This window comes from Pseudomonas sp. SJZ103, assembly GCF_007828335.1.
Lineage (GTDB): Bacteria > Pseudomonadota > Gammaproteobacteria > Pseudomonadales > Pseudomonadaceae > Aquipseudomonas.
This window is the reverse complement of the sequence record NZ_VIUN01000012.1, coordinates 177,847-202,800: the sequence shown is the minus strand read 5'-3', so window position 1 is coordinate 202,800 and position 24,954 is coordinate 177,847. Positions and strand designations below refer to the sequence as shown.

Sequence of the window (24,954 nt, the reverse complement as noted above, 5' to 3'; positions counted from 1 at the left end):
GGCCTCATAGCTACAACGACTACCGGTCGCCGGTCGTGAAGGAAAGGTTGGCGGCGTGAACCTTAATCAGTGTCCAAGATTACTTGACCAGTTCAGCTTGCTCCCGATAGCGCCCGCCCAGACGCTGGAAACCCGCAGTGTAAACCCCGCATAAACCCACTCTTTACGCCATCTTTACGCCCCGCCCACCCCCTCGCTCTCGTTCCTTTACGCCACTCCTGCGGACAATTGCCCCACACGCGGCACTCGCCGCTAAACGGAGAGACTTCCATGAGCGTTCTGGACGGGGTGTCACTGCTATTGGCCGTGGCGCTGTTCATTTATCTGCTGGTTGCGCTGTTACGCGCGGATCGGAACTAGGAGCTGGCCATGCACAGTTATGACTATTGGCTGATCATCGCCTTCTTTGCCGTGGTACTGGTGCCGGCGCCGTTCTTGGGGCGGTTCTACTACAAAGTAATGGAAGGCCAGCGCACGTGGTTGAGCCCGGTGCTGGGGCCTGTCGAAAAAGCCTGTTATCGCCTGTCGGGGGTGGACGAGCATCAGGAACAAAGCTGGCAGAAATACATGCTGGCCTTGCTCGCGTTCAACCTCGCGGGCTTTTTGCTGTTGTTCGCGATCCTGCTGTTCCAGGACTATCTCCCACTGAACCCGCAGAAATTGCCGGGCCAGGAATGGACACAGGCTTTCAATACAGCGGTCAGTTTCATGACCAACACCAACTGGCAGTCCTACAGCGGTGAGGCGTCCCTGAGCTACCTCAGCCAGATGGCTGGCCTGACCGTGCAGAACTTCGTCAGCCCGGCCACCGGCCTGGCCGTCCTGGTCGCGCTGTGCCGTGGGATCGGGCGCAAATCCACCAAGACGCTGGGTAACTTCTGGGTCGACATGACCCGCGCCACGCTCTACGGCCTGTTGCCGTTGTGTCTGGTGCTGGCGCTGTTCCTGGTATGGCAGGGCGTACCGCAAACCTTCGCGCACTACGTTGATGCCGTGACCCTGCAAGGCGTGGATCAAGTGATCCCCCTGGGCCCGGCAGCCAGCCAGATTGCGATCAAGCAATTGGGCACCAACGGCGGTGGTTTCTTCGGCGTCAACTCGGCGCACCCGTTCGAAGACCCGACGGCCTGGGCCAACCTGTTCGAATTGGCGTCGATCATCTTGATTCCGGTGGCGCTGGTGTTCACCTTCGGCCACTACGTGAAAGACCTGCGCCAGAGCCGCGCGATCCTCGGCTGCATGTTGGCACTGTTCCTGATCGGCGGCGCGACCTCGCTGTGGGCCGAATACCAGCCCAACCCGGCCTTGAACAACCCGGCCGTCGAGCAGACCGCCCCGCTGGAAGGCAAGGAAGCGCGCTTCGGCAGCACCGGCACCGTGTTGTGGTCGGTGACCACCACCGCAGCGTCCAACGGTTCGGTCAACGGCATGCAAGACAGCCTCAACCCCCTCAGTGGGATGGTGGCGCTGGTCAACATGATGGTCGGTGAAGTGATCTTCGGCGGCGTCGGCGCCGGTATGTACGGCATGTTGCTCAACGTGTTGATCGCGGTATTCCTGGCCGGCCTGATGATCGGCCGCACCCCGGAATACCTGGGCAAGAAGCTCCAGGCCAAGGAAGTGCAGTTGCTGGTCGTGACCCTGCTGGTGATGCCGGTGGGCGTATTGGTACTGGGTGCCATCGCCGCGAGCCTGCCGGGCCCTGCCGGCGCGATCAGTAACCCCGGCCCTCACGGTTTCAGCCAGTTGCTGTACGCCTACACCTCGGCCAGCGCCAACAACGGCTCGGCGTTCGGCGGTTTCAGTGCCAATACACCGTTCCATAACCTGATGCTGGGTCTGGGCATGTTGATCGGCCGCTTCGGCTACATCCTCCCGGTACTGGCCCTGGCCGGCAGCCTGGCGATGAAGAAGACCGCACCGATTGGCCAGAACAGCTTCCCGACCCATGGTCCGCTGTTCGTGACCCTGTTGACCGTGACCATTTTGCTGGTGGGCGGCCTGACTTTCCTGCCGACGCTGGCGTTAGGGCCCATCGCTGAACACTTGAGCATGGGCTTCTAAAAAGGGGATATGAAAATGAATATGCCTGCAAAAAACGCGGCTCCAGTCAAAACCCAGGAACCCGCTAAAACCGCCATCTCTTCCCTGTGGCGCCCGGCGCTGGTCCAGGCGTTCGTCAAGCTGGACCCGCGTCAGCTGCAACGCTCGCCAGTGATGCTGGTGGTCGAGCTGACCGCCATCCTCACCACCGTGTTGTGCTTCGTGCCCGACACCACTGTGCCGACCTATGTCGCCGTGCAGATCGCGGTGTGGCTGTGGTTCACCGTGCTGTTCGCCAACTTCGCCGAAGCCTTGGCCGAAGGACGCGGCAAGGCCCGTGCCGACAGCCTCAAGGCTGGCAGCGAAGGCCTGAGCGCGCGCCGTAAGGAAGCCGATGGCAGCTTCAAGGTCGTGCCGGCCACCAGCCTGCGCAAAGGTGATGTGGTGCGTGTCGCCGCCGGGGAAATGATCCCCGGCGACGGCGAGGTCATCGAAGGCATCGCAGCGGTCAACGAAGCGGCGATCACCGGTGAATCCGCACCGGTGATCCGCGAGTCCGGCGGCGACCGCTCGGCCGTCACCGGCAACACGCGGCTGGTGTCGGATTGGCTGCTGATCCGCATCACCGCCAACCCCGGCGAGTCCACCCTGGACCGCATGATCGCCCTGGTCGAAGGTGCCAAACGTCAGAAAACCCCCAACGAAGTCGCGCTGGATATTCTGCTGATCGGCCTGACTCTGATCTTCCTGCTGGTGGTTGTGACCTTGCAGCCGTTCGCCCACTTTGCCAATGGCAGCTTGCCCCTGGTGTTTTTGGTCGCACTGCTGGTGACGCTGATTCCTACCACCATCGGCGGCTTGTTGTCGGCCATCGGTATTGCCGGCATGGACCGCCTGGTGCGCCTCAACGTGATCGCCAAGTCCGGCCGTGCCGTGGAAGCGGCCGGTGACGTGCACGTGTTGCTGCTGGACAAGACCGGCACCATCACCTTCGGTAACCGTCGTTGTTCAGCGGTAGTGGCGGCACCGGGTGTCAGCGGCAAGGACCTGGCCGAAGGTGCGCTGCTGGCGTCCCTGGCGGACGACACGGCAGAAGGCAAATCCATCGTCGAATACCTGCGGGCTCTGCACCCGCAGGCCGAGCCATCCCTGGATGAACTGACCGCCGTACCGTTCAGCGCCGAGACCCGCTTGTCCGGTGTTGACTACCAGGGCCGCGTGTTCCGCAAAGGCGCAGTGGATTCGCTGCTGGCGTTTATTGGCCAGCAACGCGGCGACCTGCAACCGGCATTGTCACGGGAAATCGACAAGATCGCCCAGAGCGGCGGCACACCATTACTGGTGTGTGCCGACGGCAAATTGCTCGGTGCCATCCACCTCAAGGACGTGGTCAAGCCCGGTATTCGCGAACGTTTCGCCGAGCTGCGCAAGCTGGGCATTCGCACCGTGATGGTCACCGGTGACAACCCGCTGACAGCCGCTGCGATTGCTGCCGAAGCCGGTGTGGATGACGTGCTGGCCGAGGCGACCCCGGAGAAAAAACTCGCGCGCATCCGTCACGAGCAAAACGACGGCCGCTTGGTGGCGATGTGCGGCGACGGCGCCAACGACGCCCCGGCACTGGCCCAGGCGGACGTCGGCATGGCGATGAACGACGGCACCCAGGCGGCGCGTGAAGCCGCCAACATGGTCGACCTCGACAGCGACCCCACCAAGCTGCTGGACGTGGTGCAGATCGGTAAAGAGTTGCTGGTGACTCGCGGCGCGTTGACCACCTTTTCCATCGCCAACGACGTGGCCAAGTACTTCGCGATCCTGCCGGCGTTGTTCGCCTCGATCTACCCGCAGTTGGGCGTTCTCAACGTGATGCATTTGCAGAGCCCGCAGAGCGCGATTCTCTCGGCCATTGTGTTCAACGCGCTGATCATTGTCGTGCTGATCCCCTTGGCGCTGCGCGGTGTGCGTGTGCACGCCGCGAGTGCAGCGGCGTTGCTGCGGCGCAACCTGTTGATCTACGGCCTGGGCGGGCTGCTGGTGCCGTTTGTGGGCATCAAGGCGATCGACATGCTGCTGACTGCATTGCACCTGGTTTGACCCGATGCCGGTGGGCACCATCCCGTGCCCACAGGTTGCAAAGACCGAATTGAGGAATTTGAAATGTCCAACATAATCCGTCCAGCCCTGAGCCTGCTGGTGCTCATGACCCTGATCACCGGCGTCGCCTATCCACTGGTGGTCACCGGTGTCGCCCAAGTTGCCTTCCCGGACCAGGCCAACGGCAGCCTGGTGCGTGATGCCAGCGGCAAGGTGCGGGGCTCCAGCCTGATCGCCCAGGATTTTACCGGTGACAGCTGGTTCCATCCGCGCCCTTCGGCAGGTGCCTTTGCGACGGTTTCCAGCAGCGCCAGTAACCTGGGCCCCAGCAACCCGGCCTTGGCCACCCGCGTGTTCGATGACGCTAACAAGCAGTTGGTGCCTAGCCAGGGGCCGGTGCCTTTGGCGTCGTTGACTACCTCCGGCAGCGGTCTTGATCCACACTTGCCACCCCAGGCGATTGCCTATCAACTGGCACGGGTGGCTGCCGCGCGAAATGTGCCGGTCTCTACCCTGCAACGGTTGATGGATGAACATATCGAAAGCCCGCTGGTGGGGCCGCCTGTGGTGAATGTGTTGGCGCTGAACATGGCCCTGGAAAAACTCTGAACCCTGTGGGAGGGGGCTTGCCCCCGATAGCAGAGTGTCAGTCAACACAGGTATCGACTGAACCACCGAAATCGGGGGCAAGCCCCTCCCACATTGGATTTTCTCTGGGTCTGAACAATTGAAGGAAACCCCAGCATGAGCGACTCCGGCCGCGCCGATGCCCTGTTAGCCGATCTGCCCCGGGACGGCCGTGGCCGGCTCAAAGTTTTCCTCGGCGCCGCGCCGGGTGTGGGCAAGACCTACGCCATGCTCCAGGCCGCCCACACCCAACTGCGCCAGGGCGTCAAACTGATCGCCGGCGTGGTTGAAACCCACGGCCGCGCCGAGACCGAAGCGTTGCTCAGCGGCCTGCCGCAACAACCGCTGTTGCGCAGCGAATACCGTGGCGTGATGCTCGAAGAAATGGACCTCGACGGCCTGCTCGCCGCCAGGCCCAAGCTGGTGCTGGTGGACGAACTGGCCCACAGCAACGCCCCCGGTAGCCGCCATGAAAAGCGCTGGCAAGACATCCAGGAACTGCTCGCCGCTGGTATCAACGTGTTTACCACGGTCAACGTCCAGCACTTGGAAAGTCTGAATGACCAGGTCCGCGGCATCACCGGTGTACAGGTGCGCGAAACCTTGCCGGATTGGGTGCTGCAGGAAGCCGACGAACTGCTGCTGATCGACCTGCCGTCCCGCGAACTGCTCGAGCGTCTGCGCGACGGCAAGGTCTATGTGCCGGAGCAGGCCCGCGCAGCCATCGATGCATTCTTTACCCAGACCAACCTGATGGCCCTGCGCGAGCTGGCGATGCAGACTGCCGCCGCCCACGTCGACGACGATTTGGCCCAGGGCTATCGCCAGCTCGGCCAGGCGGCTCCGGCGGTGCGCGGTCGTTTGTTGGTGGGTGTGGATGGCGACGCGCAAGCCGAACGCCTGGTGCGCCATGCCAGTCGCGTCGCCCAGCGTCGGCATTTGCCGTGGAGCCTGGTGCATATCGACAACGGCCGTGCGCGGGATGAACAGGCCCGTCTGCGCCTGCAAAACGCCCAGCAACTGGCCGAGCGTCTTGGCGGCGAAGTGGTGCTGCTGCGTGCGGGGGAGGTGGCCAAGACCTTGATCCAGCATGCTGCCGAACGCCGCGCCAGCCTGCTGTTGGTGGGGCAGTCGCGAATGGGTTGGCGGCGTCGCCTGTTCGGTGGCGGCTTGGCGGCGCGGTTGTTGCGTAATGCCCGGGGTTTGGAAATCAACGTCCTCGACAGCGACGATGTGCCCGCAGTCCCACGCTTGCCGGATGTGCGCGGTCTGGTGTGGTTCGATTACGCCTTGGCCGTGGTGGCGACCATCATCGCCGCCGGCGTGGCCTGGGCAGTGGCAAGCGTGTTGCCACTGCCGAATATCTCGCTGGTGTTTCTCGCCGCCGTGTTGCTGGTGGCCGTGCGCAGCAGCCTGGGGCCGTCCCTGGTGTGTGCGGCGTTGTCATTCCTGACGTATGACTTTCTGTTCATTCCGCCGAGCTTTTCCTTTGCCATCCAGCGCGAAGAAGACGTGCTGACCCTGTTGTTCTTCCTGCTGATGGCGGCGCTGACCGGCAACCTTGCCGCGCGCCAGCGCCGCCAGTTGCAGGCGTTGCGCGACACCCAGGAAGAAACCAGCGAACTGCTCGACCTGTCGCGCAAACTCACCGCCGCCACCGACCGCCAGGCGGTGATCAGCGCCGCCGCCCACCATCTGGAAGGCTGGAGCGACCTGGATCTGTGCCTGGTCAATCGCGACGGCCAGGGTGGCTGGAAGGTCGAGACCGGCGGCCCGCTGACCTTCACCGAAGCCGAGCGTGCTGCGGCCGATTGGGCCTGGCAACATGACCAGCCGGCAGGCATGGGCACCGGCACCTTGCCGTTCGGGCGCTGGTGGTGGTGGCCGTTGTCGGGTGAGGAGGGGCCGCTGGGGTTGCTCGGCGTCAGTGCCAAGCCGGGTCTGGAATTGAGTGGCCAGCGGCGTCGTTTGCTGACCGCCTTGAGCCAGCCTCTGGCCCAGGCCCTGGCGCGGGCGCAGTTGGCCCAGGAGTTGGAATCCGCACGTTTGCATGGCGAAACCGAGCAACTGCGCAGCGCCTTGCTTGCGTCGGTGTCCCACGATTTGCGCACACCGTTGACCTCCATGCGCGGCAGTATCGACAGCCTGCTGGCGCTCGGCGAAGCCATCCCCCTGGAGGATCGCCGCGAGTTGCTTGAAGGCACCCGCGATGAAGCCGAACGCCTGGACCGCTATATCCAGAACCTGCTGGACATGACCCGGCTGGGCCATGGGGCGCTGAAGCTGGCGCGGGACTGGGTGTCGCCCGGCGATATTGTCGGCAGTGCGCTCGGGCGTTTGCGCGCGGTGCTGGCGCCGCTGCTGGTGAGCACCGATGTGCCGGCGGAGTTGCCGTTGCTCTATGTACATGCCGCGTTGATCGAACAGGCACTGGTCAATGTATTGGAAAACGCCGCGCGTTTTTCACCGCCCCAAGGTCGATTGCAACTCAGTGCCGGTGTGGCGAATAACCAATTGTTTTTCGCTGTGGCGGATGAGGGGCCGGGTATTCCTGAGGATGAGCGGGCGAAGATTTTCGATATGTTCTACACCGCTGCACGCGGTGATCGAGGCGGGCAGGGCACCGGCCTGGGCCTGGCGATCTGCCAGGGCATGGTCGGCGCCCACGGTGGGCATATCAGCGTGGCCGAGGGCATTGATGGGCGCGGTACCTGTATCACCTTGTTCCTGCCATTGCCGACACAGCCTGGCCTGGAAGGCGAGGCGTGAGCTACCCTGTTTTCTCTACGGATGTTGATTGGACGCCATGAGCCAGACCGCGACGATTTTAGTCATTGATGACGAACCGCAAATCCGCAAATTCCTGCGCATCAGCCTGGCTTCCCAGGGCTACAAAGTGATCGAGGCCGGTACCGGCAACGAAGGCCTGGCCCAGGCGGCGCTGAGCAAGCCCGACTTGCTGGTGCTCGACCTGGGCCTGCCGGACATGGACGGCCAGCAGGTACTGCGCGAGTTTCGTGAGTGGTCGACGGTGCCGGTACTGGTGCTGTCGGTAAGGGCCAGCGAAGGGCAGAAGGTCGAAGCCCTCGACGGTGGCGCCAATGATTATGTCACCAAGCCCTTCGGCATCCAGGAGTTCCTGGCTCGCGTGCGGGCCTTATTGCGTCAGGCACCCGTGGGCGAGCCCCAGGAAGCGGCGTTGCAGTTTGGCCCGTTGATGGTGGACCTGGCCTATCGCCGCGTGCTGCTGGACGGCGCCGAGGTGGCACTGACCCGCAAGGAATACGCCGTGCTGGCACAACTGGCGCGGCATCCGGGACGGGTGATCACCCAGCAGCAACTGCTCAAGGACATCTGGGGGCCGACTCACACCGAAGACAGTCACTACCTGCGGATTGTGGTGGGGCATCTGCGCCAGAAGCTGGCGGATGATCCGACCCAGCCGAGGTTTATCGTGACCGAGGCTGGAGTGGGGTATCGGCTGTTGAGTGCCTGACAGCTGTCAGCGCTGCTCACTCTCATAGCGATCCAGTGTATCGCTGGCAATTTCCCGGCCCAGTGCGATCAACTCCGGGGCCTTGTAGAACTCGAAAAAACGGCACACCCGCTTCGGCACGTTGATCAGCACATCCGGCGGGTAGCCCGCGATCTTGTACTGCGCCAGCGAGGTCTGCATCACCTCGAAACTCTGGTTGATCAGGTCCAGCAGTGACGCCGGCCCGACGTTATCGATGATGAACGAACCGGTGGCCGACTTCGGCGCCCCAGGCTTTTCCGGTGCGGCTGCGGGCTGCTGGGATTCTGGCTCGGCCGACTCCAGCCACGGATTGATCTCGGCCGCCTGGGCCTGCAAGGCTTCCTGCTCAAGTTTCATCAACTGCTCGGCCTGCTTGCGGCGAAACGGCAGGTGCGAACCCAGTGATTTCGCCAGGCTGTTGAAGCGGCTCTTGAACGCCGGCGGGCGCTGGATCACCGGCAAATGGTAGTGTTTCTGGTTGGTGGCGTTGAGGTTGACCGCGATGATCAGGTCACAATGGCTCGACACCACCGGCACGATGGGCAGCGGGTTGAGCAGGCCGCCGTCCACCAGCATGCGGTTGCCTTGCATCACCGGGGTGAACAGGCTTGGAATCGCCGCCGAGGCGCGCATGGCCTGGTGCAGGCAGCCTTCCTGGAACCAGATTTCCTGTTGATTGGTCAGGTCGGTGGCGACGGCGGTGTAGGGGATGCGCAGCTCTTCGATATTGATCTCGCCGACGATCTTGCGGATTTGCCCGAAGACCTTTTCGCCGCGAATCGCCCCAAGGCGGAAACTGACGTCCACCAGACGCAGCACGTCGAGGTAGTCGAGGCTTTCAATCCAGTTTCGATACTCGTCCAGTTTGCCCGCGGCGTAGATCCCACCCACCACGGCCCCCATGGAACAACCGGCGATACAGGCGATGTCGTAGCCGCGCCGTTCGATTTCCTCGATTACTCCGATATGGGCATAGCCTCTGGCCCCGCCGGACCCCAGCACCAAGGCAACACGTTTCTTCATGGTCGATGTCCTTCATAAGCGGGTGCCCACAATGCACCTATTTTAGGGGCTGCTTCAATCTTCGTTGCGCCTGGCAATATTTTTCAAGAATAGCGCTCAGGCTCGGGTATGCTCTGGCAATAGGTACTACCGATTTCAGGCTAAGGACAAGGCACTTTTTCTTGTAGGCAACGTCTACACCGTACGACTGTTTTTCTTTATTTTGAGGTGTCATCGATGAAAGCCTGGATGTGTGTGCCTGTGATCATGTTGGCCCTGGCGGGTTGCGCCGGGAAAACCGCATACCGCGACAGCTGTGGCTCGCAATTGGATGCCGCCTGGAAAGAGCTCGACCTGGCCAAGGCCGAAGGTTTTGCCGGCACCGTCAGCTACTCCAAGGCTTTGTCTTTATTGACTGGCGCCAAGACTCAGCAGCAATTCGAAGCGTTTGAAGGCTGCTCAAACAAGGCCGAGAAAGCGCGGTTCTATATTCGTGAGTCGCGCGCCGGGCGTTAACTGGCCGCGCAGAGTGGGATTTTTCATCTGAGAGTGAGGGCAGGATGTCAGCTTTGGTCGATCAGTTAGTCGCTCAGGTCATTGGCCTGGAAGTAGGGTTACTGAGCTGCCAGGCTCGCCTCGCTGCCGTCACCGATGATGAAGCCCTGCATGATCTGCGCACCACCGTGCGCCGCCTGCGCAGCCTGTTGCGCCCTTTGCGCGGGCTGCCGGGTGTGGAACAGCTTGAATTGGCCGCCGGCACGGTCGGCCAGTTGACGACGCCACTGCGCGACCGAGAGGTGCTGGCGGCGTATTTGCATCAGCATGGTTATCACGAGGCCGCTGATCGACGCCTGCGCCTGCAACCCGACGCCTATCGCCAGGTGGCGCAAGGCCCGGAAGTTGCCCATCTGCTGCTGATCCTTGATGCATTCCCGCGCTTTATCCGCGCCTCGGAACACCAGAAATTGCTCAAGGGTTTGCGACCGCGCATTGAGAAGCGCCTGGCCAAGCAATGGCAGAAACTCGATCAAGCACTGAAAGATCCAGACCATGATCGCCACCGTTTGCGCTTGTTGATCAAGCGTGTGCGCTATGCCGCCGAGGCTTACCCCCAGCTGGATAAGTTGCCCTCCAATGCCCTGCCACGCCTGAAAAAAGCCCAAGCGGCACTGGGTGATTGGCATGACTGCTGGCAATGGTTAGCCCAGGCCGAACATCAAGCTGATCTGCAGCCCTGTGTTGCAATATGGCATCGCACCATGGCCAAGGCCGAAGGGCAGGCGGATCGGGTGCTGGACAAACTCAGCGCGGATTGTTTCTAAATCGGTCCGGCTTTTGGCCGGAATAAGCGCTGTACCTTGCCGGCTCCATGGTTAAGATCGACCATCTGTTTCTTTTGATGTGAGGTCGCCATGCGCTTTAGTGATTTGCTCGACGCCGCCCGTAGCAACCCGCTGGAGATCACCATTCCTGCCGAATGGGCCCAGGGCCGAGCGTCCTTTGGTGGCCTGGTCGCGGCGTTGCAATACGAAGCCTTGCGCGCCCAGGTGCCGACGGACCGCCCACTGCGCTTGCTCGCGATCACCTTCGTTGGCCCGGTCGAGCCCGATGTACCCGCCAGCTATCAAGTCGAAGTGTTGCGTGAAGGCAAGGCGGTCAGCCAGTTGCTCGGTCGTGTGGTGCAGAAGGGTGACGTAGCGACACTGGTCCAGGCGAGTTTTGGTGCGTCCCGCGAGTCGGAAATCGAGGTGGCGAGCGAACCACCGCCAACGTTCAAGCACTGGGGTGAATGCCAGGAACTGCCCTATATCAAGGGCGTCACGCCTGAGTTCATGCGCCACCTGGCGATGCGCTGGAGCGTTGGCGGTTTGCCGTTTACCGGTAATAAATCCCGCGAGATGGGCGGGTGGGTTCGCTTGCGCGGGGATGTGAAGGAGGAACCGCTGACCGAAGCGCATATCCTCGCCCTGGTCGATGCCTGGCCACCGGCGCTGCTGCCGCACCTGAAAAAGCCTGCTCCGGGCAGCACCCTGACCTGGACCATCGAGTTCATCCAGCCGTTGCAGAATCTGACGACCCTGGACTGGTGCCAGTACCACGTCAGCATTGAACATGCGCGCGACGGCTACGGCCACGCCGCCGCCGCGCTGTGGAGCCCAACCGGCGCGTTGATCGCTCTCAGCCGCCAGACCGTGGTGGTCTTCGCCTGATGCTCAGTGGCGCTGCCGCCAGGCACGCCACCAGCCACCGCTCAACACAAAGCGCGGGAACGTCACGAACTGCTCGACCACCAGACGCTGCACCGCGTCTTTACGATCACTGAATGGCTCACTGGCCTGGGCTTCCAGGCTATGGCCATGACGCTGCAGCGCCAGGCCCGCGAGGATGCCGACTACGCCAATGGCGAAACTGGCCAGGCTCAGGCTGAACACTCCGGACACAATCAACAGAAACCCGATGATAAACAGCGGTACGGCAATCAGGTGCAACGCCAGGTTGGTCGGGTGCTGATGGTTCTGCGGGTAGTTACGCCATTGCCAGGCGGGGAGATTGGGATGACGTTTGCCCATGATGGTGAACCCTCTGTCCGTTGAAATAATATGGGGAGAGTTTAGGTGGGGGTGGGCGGGTGGGCGAATTGGGGTTGGCTATGACGGTGATAGAAGGCCAGTTGTGGCAAACCATCTTCAAGCCCAAATAACGCAGTCATGATCATCCATGTGTACCAGAAACGTGAGTTTGCTATCCGTCACCCAGAACGGATATCCGGTCGTTTCACCTAAGATAGAGGTTATATCCTGCGCATTGTCGATTTCCCAGCCCGAGTATGTTGAATCAAGTACCAACAAAATCAGGTTTTTTTGGTTAATGCGGTACTGTATTTCCTTTCAGAAATTGGGGTTGTGCTCTGAATTTTTCTCGTTCAGTTCGACGGGGTCGAGGAAGCTGCTCTCGGATTTGAAAAACTTCTTTGTTAGGTCATTTATTAGTGTTGTGGTTTCGTCTATCTGAAATTCTATAGAGCTTATTTCTAAGCTCCTGAAAGCTTCATCTAGTTCTTTTTTCAGGTAATTCATCAGTGATTCCCAATTGTTGATCGGCTAACGGGAACCAGTTCGACAAGTGTATGACGTCTTTTTGCTCCTCTGTCCGCTCTCTTTTCGGGTGTTTGATAAACAATATGAGGTGAGTTCGGCCATTTTTTTGCTTGAGACTAGTATTGGGTCTTCAATATTAAATTCGGCCAATTTATTTGGGCCTATTTGTACACGCCATTTTTTGGGAATGACTTCCATGCTGGTCTTTACTCCATTTGGATGCGCTGTGTTTATTACTTAATAAAATGCAGTTTAGCAAGCCACGTTCATGCGCAAATAAAGAATTCATGGCCGCCCATGTGCACAATAAGCGTATGACTGACTTTGATTTCTAATGTCTGTTATTTTAAAAATCTTCATCATTACCTCTGATGTAAACGTTGGGGTCGCAAATTGAGATACTCTTGGCCTTAAATTCGATTAAGGAGTTTTTGTTGGCAGCATAGAAGCAGAGTTGACCCTTTTCTTTTTTTACTCTTACGTAAAAATTATCTCGGCCGGGTATGTTGAGTATTTTTAGATCGCTAATGCCATGACAATCAACACCAAGTCTGCAAACGTTGTAACCTTTGTTTTTCCATTTTTCCGGTAGAATATCTGGGAAATCAGGTATGTCGAACCCAATCCCCAAAGACGGTCGATCATTGTCTATTTGTAAGGAGAAGAGAGTGATTTCTCCTATCTCTACAGGTTGGCTAAAAATTTTTTCAAAAAATATATTTTTATCTAATTCATTCCAGTATTTCATTTTTTTTCCTGAAGAAGTAGTGTGCTTCTGCGTCGATGAGTTTTCCGTTCCGGGGTTGTTCAATAGGTCGTAGATTGAAATGTGTTGTTTGATCTCCAATTCCATCTGCTCTACCGTATTTATGCCCTGCAGAATGATCTTGAATAAGGACTTGTGAGCCATCTTTTCTTGTAAATTGATATACCCTCGTCTTGATGGGGTGGCCGGTGGCATCCAGTATTTTTTTATCATTCAAATCGGTCATATTTTCTATTTTGTACTGTGTCGTCCGTCCTGTTTTCGGGTGGGTCATCACATCTGGGCTCTGATTCATCGGTATATGGGCATCTCTTTTAGCTTGCCTGAAAGCCCCCTTACGAGAAACGTCAGGGGCGTCCGGTTCAGTAGGAGTAGCGCAAGCGGGATTTTTCCTTATTGATCCAGGGCAATTTGCGCTGAGCCCCAAAGGATCAACCCACCCGGTCGGGTTGGGCGCGTACTGGTAGGCATTAATCCCACCTGCCAACTTCACCGGATCAGGCGTCAGGTAGCGACCGACATCCGGATTGTAGTAGCGATGACGGTTGTAGTGCAGTCCGCTTTCCTGATCAAAGTACTGGCCCTGAAAACGCAGCGGGTTGTCGATTTTGCCTTTGTCGAGACGGCTGATCTGGCCGTAGGCGCGGTAGTGCACGGACCAGACGATTTCGCCATCCGGATCGGTGAGTTCCTGCGGTGTGCCGAGGTGGTCGAGTTGGTAGTGGTAGGGCTTGGTATCTTTTGGGCCAAAGCCTTCCAGCAGGGCGAGTGGCCTAAAACTATCGGGTTCGTAGAGATAGCTGCGATGGCGATCCGCATGGTGTTCGGCAATCAGCTTGTCGCCTTGCCAGAAAAACTCCGTCGTTAGGCCGTCCACGGTTTTGCTGATGCGCCGCCCAAAGGGATCGTAGCGATAGCTCGCGGTTTGGCCATTGGGTTGGGTGATTCCAATCAGCCGGTGCTGGCAGTCGTAGCGGTACTCGGTGACGAGTTGATGGCCTTTGCCCCGTCGTTCACGGATCAGGTTGCCGAAGGCGTCATAGTCGTAGTGACGGTCGCCCTGGATCATCAGGCGGTTGCCGGCGACGATGTCGGGACCGGGGCGGTCTTGCATGAGCAGGTTGCCGGCCGGGGTGTGGCCGAAGCGTTCCTGCAGGTCTTGGGAGTGGTCGGCGCGGGTGAGGCGGCCTAGTGGGTCGTAATGGTAGTGGTGTTCGCCTTTGCGGGTGTCGAGCAGGCGGGTGAGGTTGCCGGTTTTGTCGTAGTCGTATTGGCGTTGGTAGAGGTGGTCTTGTTGCTGGGTGATTGCGTGGGCGTGCAGGCGGTGTTGGTCGTCGTAGTGGTAGTGGCTGAGGAGTTGGCCTTGTTGGCGTTGGTGTTCCTGGCCGGCTTTGAACAGGTGTGAGGTCAGCAGCGCGCCGTTTAATTCGACGGTGGCGAGGTGGCCGCCTTTCGCATGACTAAAAACCAGCCGGTTGTTATCGGGCAGGCGCAGGTGTTGAAGCTGGCCGCAGGTGTCGTAGCCATAGCGCAAGGTGCCCCAGCCCTGGTGTTCGGCGGTGAGGCGGTTTTGGCTATCGTATTCGTAGGCCAGCGCCCAATGGCCGTCATCGACGCTGAGGAGGTTGCCTTGGCGGTCGTAGGCGTAATCGACCTTGTTGCCGTCGGGCAGGGTTTTTCGTACGAGGCGGCCGGCGTGATCGCGTTCGTAGCGAGTAACGAGCTGACTGCCGTCGTCACCGTGTTCGGTCTTTTCCAGCAGGTTGCCGTTGAGGTCGTAGGCATAAGCCGTACGCTGCCCGTCAAAACCTATTTCCTGCTGGATCAGGCCATTGGGGTGGTAGGCAAGCCGGTAGGTCTCACCCACCTCGTTTTCGATCTCGGTCAGCAATAACCGCACGTTGTCGTAGCGGTAGTTGACCTGAGTGCCATCAGCGTTGATGCGCCGACTGATCAGGTGCAACCCGTCGGCGTATTCGTAGCGGGTGACGTGGCCCAGTTCGTCGCGTTCGGCGGTAATTTTTCCGTAGGGGCTGTAGCTGTATTCCCGACACGCTCCACCCGGCAGCACCACGCGAACCAACCGACCCACGCTGTCCCACTGATACTGGGTCAGCGCGCCATGCTCATCCTCGCGGGCAATCTGTCGCCCCAAGTCGTCATAGCGATAACGCTTGATCCCGCCATTGGGTAGCTGCTCCTCAACCAGTTGCCCCCGCTCATTCCACACCAGCCGATGGCAGCTGTGGTCCGGGTACCAAACCCCAACCAGTTGCCCATATTTGTCGTAGCTGTAATCCGTAACATGACCATCGGGATCGATCTTACGAATGACATCGCCCTGGTCATTACGCTCGTACTTCCAGACCGCCTCACCACGGCGCATAACCCGTACGAAGCCGTTGTCATGCTCGTAGGTTGTCGGCTCATCATCCCCCGGAAACAACGCCACCAAGCGTCCGGCATCGTCATACTGATACGCCGTCACCGCCCCCAGCGGATCCTGCTCAACCGTCAGCCGGCCCTTGTCATCGTAGGATTTGAAGTGCTGCGCACCGTCCGGATCAATCCGCTGCACCAGCCGCGCCCGGTCGTCATGGACGTACACTTCCTGGCTGCCATCGGCGTTATGCACCGTGACACGGCCGTCATCCCCCCAGGCATACCGCGTATCCATCTGGGAAAAACTGGCCCAATGCCGGACACAGCGCGCAGCCTTGCCAGCCCGTTCCCATTCCCAGAAGAAACTCGCCCCACCGGCCAGTCCACGTTCAAGAATCACGTGCTGATCGTCGTAGCGATAAACCTCGCTTTCGCCTACCGCATTGGTCGCCGAAACCAGTCGGCCAGCGTCGTCGTATGCGTAGGAAACAACGTTCTGCTCGGTCACCCACTCGAAGGGTTCATACCCGTTGGCGCGCTGAACCTGATAGTCCACCGCCACGATGTGGCCGAACGCATAGCGCAGGAACAGCGAACGTCCGACGCCGTTATCCAGCCGCTCAATCCGCCCCAAATAATCCCGAGAAATCCGCAGCCGGTTGTCGTACGCATCGCTGATGGAGACCAACACACCGTCGCGAAAGTGATAAAACTGCGACGCCTGGGACAACACCAACTCATCCGGCGAAGCGCCCAAATAGATCGCCGCTTCGGCCAAACTATTGGTGATGGCCGGTCGAGCAACGGTCGGCATCGGAAACGAAGTACTGCGGTTCTCATGGTCCGTCCACACCACCGAATCGCCCGACACCACAAGCCGATGCGCCAGCGAATGACTCCAGCCAAACCCCAACCCGCAACCCACTTCCACCGCACTGGTGCGATACAACCGCGTCCACTCAAACGGCAAAATCCCGTCCAACGTGCCATCGGTCAGGGTCAGCAGTTCCTCCCCGGTAACCATCGACACGGGGCAGCCGTTGGTGACGGTCTTATCCGAAGGAGCCGCCGCATCGCCCTTCGGATTCGTCGATACAACAGGCACATCATCGACAGGCTCCTGCCTGACCAACACGGTCTTCTGTGTCTTGTTACGAACCGCCGGTACCGGGTTGGAAACCAACTGATCCCCAGCCTTCAATGGCGCAACCGGTACGGTCTTGATCGCTGTCGCCGGGCCACCGAGCAGCAAAGGCTTCACCGCCTCGGCATGCGCGTCCAGCTTCGGCCCCACCAACTGATCAGCCAGCCTCTCCAGCCACTGGCGCGCTCGCCCGGATTTGATATGCCCCAGCACCTGAGCGCCCAGGCGAATCTGCACGCCCATGCCACGGCTCGCCCAGATCAGAAATAGATTGATCAACACCTCGCCGCTGATCTCGCCCAGCACTTCATACATCTCGGGCGGAGGTAGCAGGCGCACCCAACTGACCATGGCCGACACGTAGATAAACAGCAGCGGCTCATCGCTGAGCACCAGCAAACCGTTGGCAATGGTGTCTTTGCCGAGCTTCAACAGTTCATCGAGTTCGGCCTGGGAGATGTAGGCCAACAGCTTTTCGCTGTTGGCTTTGAGGTCCGCCAGCAAGTCATACAGCTGCGTAACGTTGTCCCACAGGTTGTAGAACGCCTTGGCAATCCCGGTGGAAAAGGCCAAGCCCTGCATCGCGCTGCGCTCGAAGCGCGTGGCGTTGGCGAAGTCGTCCCATTCGGGCTGGAAGGTCTTGGTCCATTCGTCACGCAGGCGACCTTCCAACCCCGCGATCACCGACTGATAAGACGCATACAGCGCCTTGACGTGATCCGTGGAAACGTTGGGGTAGAAACTGATTCGGTACTGCTGGTTGCGATCACACTCGGTGATTTCGAGGATGCCGCTGGGACCGATGGTTCGATGGAGTGGTGCGCCGAGCGGGCTGCCGTCCTGGGCAATGGCTTGCAGCATCACCGGCGTATTGCCGATCGGCACAAACCGAGTGCTTTCGAACATATGCACCAGAGTCAACGATCCCTGGGTATCGCACCTGGCGACCGTTTTACTTGGGGCGTTGGAAGAGACCGGCGCCACCAGCGCCACCTCTTCCCCAACGTTGAACACCTGCTCCACTTCCAGTGCCGAAACGCTCCAGAAGCTCCCGGCCCACTCATCAAAGGTATTCAGGCAAGCGCGAAAGTCACGAAAGACGCGCTCAACGTCCGGCGCCTTGGCATCCATGGGGGCCAGGACAAAACTGGCAATGACGGGGATCAAGGGGCAGCCCCGACAACCAGGGCATTAACGGATAGGTACATCGGCGGTCCCTCGCACTGAATGATCAGGCGAGAGACTTTGGCGAGGTTCGTCAGGTAAAGAAGTCGGCGCTATTCGCCAGGACGGCTAGGAGGGTTCGCCAAAACTTCGGGTAAACGGGGAGTCGATCGTAGGAGTCGGATTACAGGTGGAGAAGTCCTACAGCTTCAGTTGCCCAATCGCTTTGCTTAACTCCCCAGCTAACGTCGCCAGCTCATTGCTGGTGGTCGCCGAATCAACCGTCTGTTGCACGGTGTTCTCGGTCACATCACGAATGCTCACCACCGCGCGGTTCATCTCTTCGGCCACGTGGCTTTGCTGTTCGGCGGCGACGGCGATCTGGGTGTTGCTTTCACGCATCTGCGCCACTGCACCGGTGATTTCGGCCAGTGCTGCGCCGGCTTCCAGGGCTTGTTGTACGCAGTCGTCGGCCTTGAACGAGCTTTCCTGCATGAAGTCCACCGCGTCGCGGGTACCGGCTTGCAGCGCTGAGACCATGCGGGTGATTTCGTCGGTGGAACTTTGCACGCGCTTGGCCAGGTTGCGCACTTCGTCGGCGACCACGGCAAACCCACGGCCCATTTCCCCGGCGCGGGCGGCTTCGATGGCAGCGTTGAGGGCGAGCAGGTTGGTCTGTTCGGCGATGCTGTGGATCACACTCACCACGCTGTTGATTTTCTGGCTGTCCTCGGCCAGTTTCTGGATCATTTCGGCAGTCTGTTGCACGCCGGAAGACAGGCCGGCGATTGAATGTTGTACGCGGGTGACCACTTCCTGACCGCTGCCGGCGAGGGTGTCGGCGGTCTGGGACAAGTCGCGGGTGGCGCCGGCATGTTGGGCGATATGGTAAACGGTGGCGGTCATTTCGTTGATGGCGGTGGCGGCCTGGTCGGTCTCGCTTTGCTGGCCAAGCATGCCGTGTTGTACCTCGTTCATGCTGCTGGCCAATCGAGCGGCACCATCGTCCAGTAGCTTGGCGGTGCGCGCCACGGTGCTGACCACACGCTGATAGCCCGCCTGCATGGCATTGAAGGCGCTGGCCATCTGGCCGACTTCATCCTTGCACGCCAATGGCACGCGGGCCGACAGATCGCCGGTTTTCTCCACGTGCAGCATCACGTCCTTGAGGGTGTTGAGTTGGCTGAGCAGGAAGCGGATCAGCAGTTGCGACGCGCAGAGCATCGCCAGCATCAGGATCAGCACCGCCACGGCATAGTTGGCGAAGCGTTCACTGAATACCTGGCTCAGGCTGGGGGCGTGGGCGAGCACGGCAATGTATTGCCCATCAGGGCGGGCGATCACTTCAGCGCCCATCAGTATGTTTTCGCCAAACAGCGGCATGTGGTTGAGTTCGACCCAACCCGTGGTGGTGCTCAGGGCTGACAGATCCTGATCGGCAAGCTGTGGGACTTGGCCGCGGGCAAACGTCAGCCACTGCTCGCTCTTGGGCAGGGCCTTGTCGGCCGGCCATGCACCGAGCAATTGCGCCTGGGCCTGTGCCGAGGCCTGGGACGCATGGCTGCGCGATTGCTGCTCGAGGTGCACGGCGTACAGCACCAGGAGCAGGGTAGTGATAAAGGCGACCGCGTTGACGGCCCAGAATTTGTATTTCAGCGAGATATTGCTAAGCCAGGCACCCATGGAAGGTTTTCTCTGATAGCGGAAACAGCATTGGCAAGGTGCCACTATTGTGCTGCTACTCAGAAAAGCGGTTTTGACATGGGTCAATGCGCCGCATCAATCCACTGCAGGCAGCCCAAAAAACGCACGGGCACAGGCGGTGCTGTGCAGAGCCAGGTCCTCCACCGTTTCGTTGCGGTGCAGGGCGACCTCGCGCAGTACTTCCGGCAGGTAGGCGGGTTCGTTACGGCCGTTTTTCGGCTTTGGACGCAGGGTGCGCGGCAGCAGGTAGGGCGCATCGCTCTCCAGCATCAGACGACCGCGGGGAATTTCCCTGACCAACGGGTGCAGGTGCGTCCCACGACGTTCATCACAGATCCAGCCGGTAATGCCGATGTGCAAATCGAGATCGAGGTAGCTGAACAGTGCTTGTTGTTCGCCGGTGAAGCAATGCACCACGGCGGCGCTCAGATGGTCGCGGTAGTCCTTGAGGATCTCCAGCAAGCGTTGGTTGGCGTCGCGCTCGTGGAGAAACACCGGCAGTTTGAGCTCAACCGCCAGAGCCAAGTGCTCTTCCAGAACTTTTTCCTGTTGCGGACGGGGTGAGAAGTCCCGGTTGAAATCCAGGCCGCATTCGCCCACCGCACGTACGCGGCTATCGCTGAGTAAACCGCGCAGGCGCCTGGCGCTATCGCCGTTCCAATCGCTGGCGGAGTGGGGGTGGATGCCGGCAGTGCTGAACAGGCGTTGGCCGCTGTCATCGAGGTTGACGCACAGTTCCAAGGCCTGTTCGCTGCCGTCGACGCTGGTGCCGGTGAGCACCAATTGTTGGACCCCGGCGGCATAGGCGCGGTCGAGAACAGCCTGGTGCTTCTCGTCGAAACTGGGGTTGGTCAGGTTGACGCCGATATCAATGAGTTGCATGGTGCTATCTCCGCCTGCGGCCGGAAAGCATATCAGAGCTGTAGATTTATAAGAAAAACTAAGAACTACAACGAGTTATAGCTGTCTTTGAACGTCGCAAGTGACATCGTGGTTGGCTGAACGCCTCGCACTGTGCCACCGTTGCGCGTCTTGCCAGCGCTTAAAGCGCTCTGTTTCTGACCCCCAATACCTCGTTTTTCGCGAGGGTGTTGGCCAGTATTCTTTCCGGAGAGCGGATGATCCGACCCTCGGCGTTGCTTATGTTGTGCCTGACGCTGCTGCTGCCCATGGCGGCGGTCGCGCGTCTGGATGGGCCGCTGGAAGTGACCAAGCCCGGCAAAGTGCGCGACCTGGCGCAGATTCGCTCGAGTCGCACCCTGCGTGTATTGGTCAACCAGAGCCGTAACAGTTCCGGCGAGGTTCAGGGGCAGGCCATCGGTGTCGAATACCATCGCCTGCGTGCCTTCGAGCAATACCTCAATGGCCACGCCCGTGATGGCCAGGAAATCAACCTCAAGATCATTCCCAAGGCCAAGGATCAACTGCTCGGCGCACTGGCCCGTGGCGAAGGTGACCTGGTGGCCCCCGGTGAATTGCTGGATGTGAAGGCCGCGCACAAGATCAGCACCAGCGATCCGATCGCCAGCGGTGTGCCGTTATGGCTGGTGGGGGTGAAGGGTGAGCGGCGGTTTACCAAGCTGGAGCAGCTGTCCGGGCGTACCCTGGCGCTGACCACCGGCAGTGCGGCGGCGGATGCCATCAGCCAGGTCAACCAGAAGCTGGCCTTGCACAAACAGCCGCCGGTAAAAGTGGAATGGGTGGACCCGACCCTGGCGGTGGAGGATGTGCTGGAGATGGTCCAGGCGGGTATTTTTCACCTGACTATCGTCGAGAAGCCGATTGCCGAACGCTGGTCGAAGATCCTGCCCAAGTTGCGCTTCGACAAGCAGGTGGCAATCAGTGGCCCGGGCGACGAGTACTGGTTTGTGCGCCAGGATGCCTCGATGCTGCGTGCCAGTATTGACCGATTTCTCAAGACCTATCGCACGCCGTCCGACCAGGACGTGGCATTCCAGCGCATCTATCGGCGCCTCTACCAGGTGCGCAACCCGCTGGCCCGCGTCGACCGCCAGCGCCTGGAAAAACTGCGCCCGGTGTTGCAAAAGCACGCCCGTGAGCAAGGCATGGACTGGCTGAACCTCGCGGCGCTGGCGTTCAAGGAGTCGGCTTTCGACCCGGGCGCGCGCAACAGCGGCGGCCCTACCGGCCTGATGCAGATCACCCCTTCGGCGGCGCAGCGGGTGGGCGTCAACAACATCGAAAGTCTCGACAGTAATGTGCAGGCGGGCGCGCGTTACCTGGCGCTGATCCGCCGAAAGTTCTTTGCCAGCCCCAAGCTCAACGAGCGCGAGCGCATGGCCTTCGTATTGGCCGCGTATAACATGGGACCGGAGCGGGTGCAGGGCATGCGCACCGAGGCCAGGCGCCGGGGACTGAACCCCAATCAATGGTTCTTCCAGGTGGAACGCATCGCCATGGAGCAGGTGGGGATGGGGGGCGTCAGCTATGTTAATAGCGTCAACAAGTACTACTTGGCGTTTGATCGGGAGCGAGAGTCTCTGGAACCGCCGGAGCCGAAAATCGCCTCACGGAAATAATCGATTTTTTCGATGTTAATCAGGCAGTTTTTCCGCTTTTATCATTGTTTAAACTGATTAATATAGCGGCCAACCAACCCCTATTTCGAAAAGGATTCACCCCATGAGCCCAATGATCAAAAGCGTACTGTCCACTCGTGCCGGCTACGGCCTGACCATCCTGCGCATCGTAGTCGGCATCATCTTCGCCGCCCATGGTTCGCAAAAACTCTTCGGTTGGTTTGGCGGCTATGGCCTGGCGGGCACCGCCCAGTGGATGGAAAGCATTGGCCTGGCACCGGGAACCCTGATGGCGCTGCTGTCGGGCGGAACCGAGTTCTTTGCCGGTCTGGCGCTGATTATCGGTTTGCTGGTACGCCCGGCGGCATTGGGCCTGACCATTTTGTCGCTGGTGGCGATCTTCTCGGTGCATATCCATAACGGCTTGTTCATGGCCAACAACGGTTATGAGTTCGCACTTGCCCTGTTGGGCGGCGCCCTGGCGGTGCTGCTGGAAGGTGCTGGCAAACTGTCTGCCGACCGCGCCATCGCCAACTGACACCTGCGCAAAACTCTGAAAAGGCCCACCACCGTGTGGGCCTTTTCGTTGCTCGGGATTCTTGACACCGCCCCACCGGCTTCTCTAGGATGCTGCCCATGCGCCGATTTAAACAGCTAATTGCGGGGCGCCACTGGGTCTCGATAGAACCCGACAGAAGCCTGTTTTCCCCTGAGGAGGCAACTTCGAAATACCGCTAAAGCGCTGGTTCGGTGTTGCCTCTCACCTGCCCGCAGACTTTTGAGGCAGAGACACGACACGATGAATGCACTACGCCCCCTGATACGCCTGGCCCCGATCACCGCGGACCTCACCCAACGCAATCCAAAAATCCTCTTGGGCGGCAAGCATCAGCCTACGCTCTTACGTTATCTGGACGGGTGGCCACGTCGCAGCGGGCGGCCATCGGCATTCTTGATTCAGTTTGTGGAAGATGGCGATTCTCTTGCTCGTTTTGCGAATAACAGCTTTGATCTAGCGGTTATCCAGGCCCCCAGCGCGAGCAACGCACAGGAAGTCATCCGACAATTGACCCGCATTGCCCGGCAGGGGCTGATTGCCAGGCGTTGAACGGTCAGTAGAGCGCGACTCCTGCTTGTAATCGACGCCGTCGATTGCAGAGAAAAACCACCCAGGCGACCAGGCATAGCATCAGTGGTATCGCCAAGGTCACGACCATTTTTATGACGAACTCCAGGCGATGTACCTGCGCGTATGCCTCGGCCCTCAAGGCATGTAATTCCATTGGTAAGCGCAGGCGTTCCTTGTTGAGTGCAACCAATTGGGTGGTGGTGTCTACGGTCTGGGAGCCGAGTGGGACCTCCGTTGGGCGCAGCATTTGCCATTCATGTTCTGTTCGTAGCAGGCGCTGTTCCAACTCAGTCGCCTTCTGCGCGTAGGCGTGCACGGCGCTGTCGCGCATCTGGTCCAGCCTGTTCGGCGATCTTTGCGCCCGCGCGCGCGGGCGAATATTGGTCAGTACATCGCCAGCGGACAAGTTATCCAGTGTATTCAAGATAAACAGTGCGTTGCTGTCGGGCGCTGAGTTGTTGATTTGATCCGTGAGCAAATCAGTGTCGGCGACTACCACCACATGGATCTGCGCCGCTTTTTGCACACCTGCCGGCTGTCCTTCAATGCCATCGGGGAATGCTGAATAGGCCGGCCCCTCTATACGGGCTGCAATCACGTGGCGTTGCGCTTGGCTGGACGCCTCATCGGCCGTTGAATCGAACTCGGTTGCTGAGGCGAGCCGGTTGGTTTCCCGCAACTCGGATTGCCCGGAGCTGTGCAGAAGAGGGGTCAGGGTCGTGCGAGCTTTCTGGCGGCGAAAGAGCGCGCCGCTGCTCGATACCGTCACGGTATTCAATTTCCAGGTGCTCGGATCGTCTGTGTTCATCGCCTGTCGGGGCAGGGTCAACCGGCCCGGATGCTGCACTGTGAGCTTCCCGTTCACAGGGGGCTGCGACGCTGCGTAGCGGAGGTCGAGCAGAAATTTGTCCGCTGGCATTTGTATCCCCCAAGCGGCAAGCAAATCAGCCAGTCGGGTGTTGGCGGATGTGATGGTCGAGCTTTGCTCGCTCAGGGGATCGATAAATGCCATTAATTTACCGCCCTTCAATACAAATTGTTCAATCTGATACAACGCTTGTTCAGGCAGCGCCTGTGGATGCACGACCATGAGCGTCTTGACCTGTTCCGGCACGCGCTCGGTGGTCGCTCCCAGATTGACCAGATTAAAATGTCGCTGCAGTTCCTTCAGCAATCGGCCAGAGGATTCTCCCACCGCCAACCCTGACAGCAGCCCAATAACGGGGCGCTCCGGATGCTGCAACTTGTAGATCAAATGACTGATTTCATATTCGAGCAATGACTCCCGGTCCAAGCTGAACGATTCGATGCGTTGCGCCCCGTGGCCGGCTCGTGTGCCGATCAGGCCCAGGAACCCCGCATTGTCGTCGAGACCGAACAGCCTGGCTTTGTAGGCATCTTCTGAAAACGGTACGGGATCAATAAGGTGCAGGTTGATCATGCCCTTCGCTGCGTTTTCGTACTCGATCAACCGGTCTTCGATGCGCTTGCCATAGCGTTTCAAGGCGTAGCTTCGTTTAGGATCGTCATGGGTATTGAAATAATACAAATCCAGAGGGTTTTCCAATGACGCGAGTAACTGTCGTACTTGAGGAGATAGGGTATGGGTTTTTCCTTGTGAGAAGTCCCATCGGATATTCGGCAGCTTTCCTACCCAGACTAAGTTAAACGCCAGGAATAGTAACAGGATGACAGTGAGTGTCATGCCGGTGCGCAGAGTAGGTCGCATGGAGGGCTTTCCTTC

The 24,954-nt window shown here is 59.6% G+C and carries 19 protein-coding genes; 12 read left to right on the top strand and 7 right to left on the bottom strand.

All coding sequences use genetic code 11. From position 1 onward, the window contains the following. The first annotated feature begins 270 nt into the window (after positions 1 to 270). From kdpF to FBY10_RS23575, 6 genes are all read left to right on the top strand, one after another. Positions 271 to 360, top strand: coding sequence for a K(+)-transporting ATPase subunit F (gene kdpF / locus FBY10_RS23600; protein WP_003218754.1), 90 nt, complete (start codon positions 271 to 273; stop codon positions 358 to 360). Positions 361 to 369: 9 nt separating this feature from the next. Next, complete coding sequence (gene kdpA / locus FBY10_RS23595) at positions 370 to 2,064, top strand: potassium-transporting ATPase subunit KdpA (protein WP_145338877.1); 1,695 nt, start codon at positions 370 to 372, stop codon at positions 2,062 to 2,064. A gap of 15 nt (positions 2,065 to 2,079) precedes the next feature. Beyond that, a complete protein-coding gene (gene kdpB / locus FBY10_RS23590; protein ID WP_178116788.1) occupies positions 2,080 to 4,137 on the top strand; it encodes a potassium-transporting ATPase subunit KdpB in 2,058 nt (685 codons plus the stop codon). Between the two features lie 63 nt (positions 4,138 to 4,200). Further along, the gene (kdpC, locus tag FBY10_RS23585) at positions 4,201 to 4,746 is read left to right on the top strand and encodes a potassium-transporting ATPase subunit KdpC (protein WP_145338875.1); all 546 of its coding nucleotides are present in this window, start codon (positions 4,201 to 4,203) and stop codon (positions 4,744 to 4,746) included. A gap of 135 nt (positions 4,747 to 4,881) precedes the next feature. Continuing rightward, positions 4,882 to 7,533: a sensor histidine kinase KdpD gene (locus FBY10_RS23580; protein WP_145338874.1), complete on the top strand. Its 2,652-nt coding sequence runs from the start codon at positions 4,882 to 4,884 to the stop codon at positions 7,531 to 7,533. A gap of 37 nt (positions 7,534 to 7,570) precedes the next feature. Then, positions 7,571 to 8,260, top strand: coding sequence for a response regulator (locus tag FBY10_RS23575; protein ID WP_145338873.1), 690 nt, complete (start codon positions 7,571 to 7,573; stop codon positions 8,258 to 8,260). Between the two features lie 6 nt (positions 8,261 to 8,266). On the opposite strand, the gene FBY10_RS23570 is transcribed toward FBY10_RS23575, so the two are convergent. Beyond that, the gene (locus FBY10_RS23570) at positions 8,267 to 9,304 is read right to left on the bottom strand and encodes a patatin-like phospholipase family protein (protein ID WP_003172684.1); all 1,038 of its coding nucleotides are present in this window, start codon (positions 9,302 to 9,304) and stop codon (positions 8,267 to 8,269) included. A 216-nt stretch (positions 9,305 to 9,520) separates the two neighbouring features. Between FBY10_RS23570 and FBY10_RS23565 the strand changes: the two genes are divergently transcribed. From FBY10_RS23565 to FBY10_RS23555, 3 genes are all read left to right on the top strand, one after another. Then, complete coding sequence (locus FBY10_RS23565; RefSeq protein ID WP_003172685.1) at positions 9,521 to 9,799, top strand: hypothetical protein; 279 nt, start codon at positions 9,521 to 9,523, stop codon at positions 9,797 to 9,799. 44 nt (positions 9,800 to 9,843) lie between these two features. Beyond that, positions 9,844 to 10,605, top strand: coding sequence for a CHAD domain-containing protein (locus tag FBY10_RS23560; RefSeq protein ID WP_131699036.1), 762 nt, complete (start codon positions 9,844 to 9,846; stop codon positions 10,603 to 10,605). Positions 10,606 to 10,695: 90 nt separating this feature from the next. Further along, positions 10,696 to 11,493 (top strand): acyl-CoA thioesterase II, encoded by a 798-nt coding sequence (locus FBY10_RS23555; protein WP_145338872.1) that lies wholly within the window; start codon positions 10,696 to 10,698, stop codon positions 11,491 to 11,493. A gap of 3 nt (positions 11,494 to 11,496) precedes the next feature. Here FBY10_RS23555 and FBY10_RS23550 read toward each other — a convergent pair whose 3' ends face one another. The 5 genes from FBY10_RS23550 to FBY10_RS23525 all read right to left on the bottom strand — a co-directional run bounded on the left by FBY10_RS23550 (position 11,497) and on the right by FBY10_RS23525 (position 20,423). Then, positions 11,497 to 11,853 carry an Mpo1-like protein gene (locus tag FBY10_RS23550; RefSeq protein WP_131699038.1) on the bottom strand — a complete coding sequence of 119 codons (357 nt, stop codon included), beginning with the start codon at positions 11,851 to 11,853 and terminating at the stop codon, positions 11,497 to 11,499. 874 nt (positions 11,854 to 12,727) lie between these two features. Next, positions 12,728 to 13,129, bottom strand: a complete 402-nt coding sequence (locus FBY10_RS23540; RefSeq protein ID WP_145338871.1) for an Imm50 family immunity protein — start codon at positions 13,127 to 13,129, stop codon at positions 12,728 to 12,730. Then, entirely contained in the window at positions 13,113 to 17,840 is a 4,728-nt protein-coding gene (locus FBY10_RS23535) for an RHS repeat-associated core domain-containing protein (RefSeq protein WP_145622934.1), read from the bottom strand. Before FBY10_RS23535 ends, FBY10_RS23540 begins: the two co-directional genes overlap by 17 nt. A 198-nt stretch (positions 17,841 to 18,038) precedes the next feature. Continuing rightward, positions 18,039 to 19,520, bottom strand: a complete 1,482-nt coding sequence (locus FBY10_RS23530; protein ID WP_145338094.1) for a methyl-accepting chemotaxis protein — start codon at positions 19,518 to 19,520, stop codon at positions 18,039 to 18,041. 96 nt (positions 19,521 to 19,616) lie between these two features. After that, positions 19,617 to 20,423 carry a TatD family hydrolase gene (locus FBY10_RS23525; protein WP_145338093.1) on the bottom strand — a complete coding sequence of 269 codons (807 nt, stop codon included), beginning with the start codon at positions 20,421 to 20,423 and terminating at the stop codon, positions 19,617 to 19,619. Between the two features lie 236 nt (positions 20,424 to 20,659). Here FBY10_RS23525 and FBY10_RS23520 point away from each other — a divergent pair, with 236 nt between their 5' ends. The 3 genes from FBY10_RS23520 to FBY10_RS23510 all read left to right on the top strand — a co-directional run bounded on the left by FBY10_RS23520 (position 20,660) and on the right by FBY10_RS23510 (position 23,189). After that, positions 20,660 to 22,081: a transglycosylase SLT domain-containing protein gene (locus tag FBY10_RS23520; RefSeq protein ID WP_145338092.1), complete on the top strand. Its 1,422-nt coding sequence runs from the start codon at positions 20,660 to 20,662 to the stop codon at positions 22,079 to 22,081. Between the two features lie 103 nt (positions 22,082 to 22,184). Continuing rightward, positions 22,185 to 22,619, top strand: a complete 435-nt coding sequence (locus FBY10_RS23515) for a DoxX family protein (protein ID WP_131699539.1) — start codon at positions 22,185 to 22,187, stop codon at positions 22,617 to 22,619. A gap of 261 nt (positions 22,620 to 22,880) precedes the next feature. After that, positions 22,881 to 23,189 carry a hypothetical protein gene (locus tag FBY10_RS23510; RefSeq protein ID WP_090407344.1) on the top strand — a complete coding sequence of 103 codons (309 nt, stop codon included), beginning with the start codon at positions 22,881 to 22,883 and terminating at the stop codon, positions 23,187 to 23,189. A gap of 4 nt (positions 23,190 to 23,193) precedes the next feature. Here the strand turns inward: FBY10_RS23510 and FBY10_RS23505 are convergent, their stop codons facing one another. After that, a complete protein-coding gene (locus FBY10_RS23505) occupies positions 23,194 to 24,939 on the bottom strand; it encodes a Gldg family protein (protein ID WP_145338091.1) in 1,746 nt (581 codons plus the stop codon). Positions 24,940 to 24,954 lie beyond the last annotated feature (15 nt).